Consider the following 2,691-nt stretch of genomic DNA (forward strand, 5'->3'; position numbering starts at 1 on the left):
AAAGCATGGTTTCTTTTACATTAAACATAACCTGTATTTATATCAAACAAAGACCTTTTTTTAATAGGTGTTCCGCTTGAATTGCTATCTGCCTGTACCTATCATGCTTTAAAAGCGTTAGGCGTGATCAATTTCCTGTTAAGTAGCGAGGAGATATCATGATGAATAAGATATTGAAACTCGAAATAGGTAATTCATATAAAACTACGCCCAGAAAAAATCCATATGATGTTTTGATTAAATTGAAACGGTATTTGAATACATTATCCTCGGAATGCAATGATGGTATTGATACTGTCTTTTGTGAAGAAGAACGTGAAGTATTGTTTAAAATGTTGGATCAGGTTGAGGTTGCATTAGCTGATCACTAGGTGATTGAAGATACATTTTGCCACTCATAGCCTATACAGCAGCGAGAAAAGAGGAGGTATTGAGTACAATACCTCGCCAGCGTTTAAGGGTAGAAAGGCAATTCCTTTATTCTGATAATATAAACTTCCATAATGATAAAAAGAAAAATAATTTAGTCGTTACCTATATCATTATGACCTTCTTCGAATTCCCATTGAATACTATATTTATCAATGAAATAAAAATATTTAATGTTGCCTACAATTTGGCATGTTTTCTCTTTTAAATTTTTATCTTTTTCATATTCTTCATCAAAAAATATAAAGTTTTCAGCAGTTATTTTGTCTATTTTATATGGTTTATATTCTGGAGAGTTATTTATTAAGGTTGTTCCATTATTTTTCTTAATATAATCAAATGCCTCATCAATTTTTTTAACTTTTAAGCAGATATGACCAATACCACCGATATCGTTTGTTTTTTTTCTTTCAAAATTCGTTTTTCCGACAGGGGAATGATATTCCATGAGCTCTAAAAAAACACCTGTATTGGGAATCTCCAGGAAAGCTATAGATACATCAATGTGTTGCGGATCCGTCAAAAATCCTGCTGCTTTTGAAAATCCTATATTTTTGAAATGAGGAAAGAATTGTTTAGGTTTGGCAGAGAAAAGATCTTTATAAAAGTCGATAGCTAAAGAAATGTCATCTACAACTATGTTTAAATGTCCTAATCCATTAAATAAAATCATAAATAATTACCTTCCTAGTTTTATTTACTATTGATATATTTGATTATGTATTTAGATACAGTAGAATAAATAATGATTGATATAAAATTATTCATCATGTTTGTTATGGTAATATTTCTGGTTAGGTCAGAGTATAAATAATAACAATGACAAAAAATGATATTAATGAAGAATACATAAATGGCAATGTTAAAGTTGCACCTAATGCTGAATACAATAAACTGACGAAACATTATCGAAACAAATAATGATTACAGCAACAATGTATCATAGTACGTGCTCAGTTTTCGTCGCTAAATGTTTTTTCTAGATGATCATTCATTTGTGCTGTTTTACATACAGATAGCAGCTTATCCCAATTATCTGGTGGGTTTCCATTATCTAGCATGCTTTTGAATACCTTATAGGCGTCTTTTTTGGCTTTATAGGCTCTCAGAGTATTGTCATCATTGACCCAGACAAGGAGGATGATTTTAGAAACTGACTCATAACGGAAGAATAGACGGTATTGCTGATAAAACTTTGCTCTGAACCAATGTTTATAGTTATCACCTAACGTTCCTCCTAAACGAAATTTACTGTTGGATGGATCTATTGTTATATCGTTGAGTATCAGGTGTTTTATAGCCGCTAGACGCAGTGTCACTTTTTTCTTTTGATAGGTATCAGGATGGCTGGCTTTAAGTTTTTCAACCTCATCAGCGAGTTCTTCAATCTGCCTTATAAACAGAGGGTGAGCTATGACATACCATCCATTTATTTTATAGGTTCGCTTGTTCATGTCGAAAATCAGTCTTCATCATCAGATAAGGGCGCATCCAAATTGCCAATGTCTACACTTTCTGTGATGTTGTCTATGCGGTAGAGTAGTGATTCAGGTAACGCTTGAAGATTTTGAGGGTTTTTGACAATATCACTAGCAAGAAAGTCTAAGAACTTACCAATAATCGGATCATTCTCTTTTTTTTGTTTACGAGGAATCAATACATCACCGCTAGGCAGCACCTGATACTGGATGCGATCCACGCCTTTTTTCAGATTCAGTGTACGCAATACAGAAGCAGGAATAGTCGTTTGTCCGCGTGAGGTAATTTGTGATTCCAATACGTCTATAGGCTTAGTATTTTTTCTAGCAACAGCCTGCATAATCGTCACCTTTTTACTGTTTTGATGATTTGAAATAATTGTAATGTATTTGTATTATGTAATGCAAATGCATTACAATTATTTCTCAGTTCAATCCGATCTAATTGCTGATTTTTAAGGGGTGTCGCTCCGTCGCGTTAATGTCAAGTCGTTACATGGTTGCCAAGGCGAACATTAGACCTCTTCGGAAACCTACTGGGTGATACGGATCCTGCGTTGTCCGGTGCGCGCAATCCTCATGTACTTTATGTTAACGAAGGTTGCTGTGCGCCGGGCGCCTTGACTCCGCATAACGAACTACGGTTTCCAAAGAGGTCTATTGACCCGCCTACACTCCAAAACAAGGATAGTGGATGATTTATAAGTTTTCACCACGACCTCTTTAAACCCTTAATTTTAACGCTTGCACAATTTCAGTCTTAATGGCCTAATTCCTGATTATA

The 2,691-nt window shown here is 34.4% G+C and carries 3 protein-coding genes; all 3 read right to left on the reverse strand.

Annotation, left to right across the window (positions count from 1 at the left end; translation table 11 throughout):
• Nucleotides 1-523: 523 nt before the first annotated feature.
• The 3 genes from REG_RS10575 to REG_RS10585 all read right to left on the reverse strand — a co-directional run bounded on the left by REG_RS10575 (nt 524) and on the right by REG_RS10585 (nt 2,248).
• On the reverse strand, nt 524-1,102 hold the full coding sequence (locus REG_RS10575; protein ID WP_006705641.1) for a VOC family protein: 579 nt from the start codon (nt 1,100-1,102) through the stop codon (nt 524-526).
• 280 nt (nt 1,103-1,382) lie between these two features.
• A complete protein-coding gene (locus tag REG_RS10580; protein WP_006705642.1) occupies nt 1,383-1,883 on the reverse strand; it encodes a type II toxin-antitoxin system YhaV family toxin in 501 nt (166 codons plus the stop codon).
• Nucleotides 1,884-1,891: 8 nt separating this feature from the next.
• Nucleotides 1,892-2,248, reverse strand: coding sequence for a type II toxin-antitoxin system PrlF family antitoxin (locus tag REG_RS10585; protein ID WP_071985220.1), 357 nt, complete (start codon nt 2,246-2,248; stop codon nt 1,892-1,894).
• Between the last annotated feature and the right edge of the window lie 443 nt (nt 2,249-2,691).

The sequence above is a fragment of the Candidatus Regiella insecticola LSR1 genome (assembly GCF_000143625.1).
In the GTDB taxonomy this organism is placed as follows: Bacteria; Pseudomonadota; Gammaproteobacteria; order Enterobacterales; family Enterobacteriaceae; genus Regiella; species Regiella insecticola.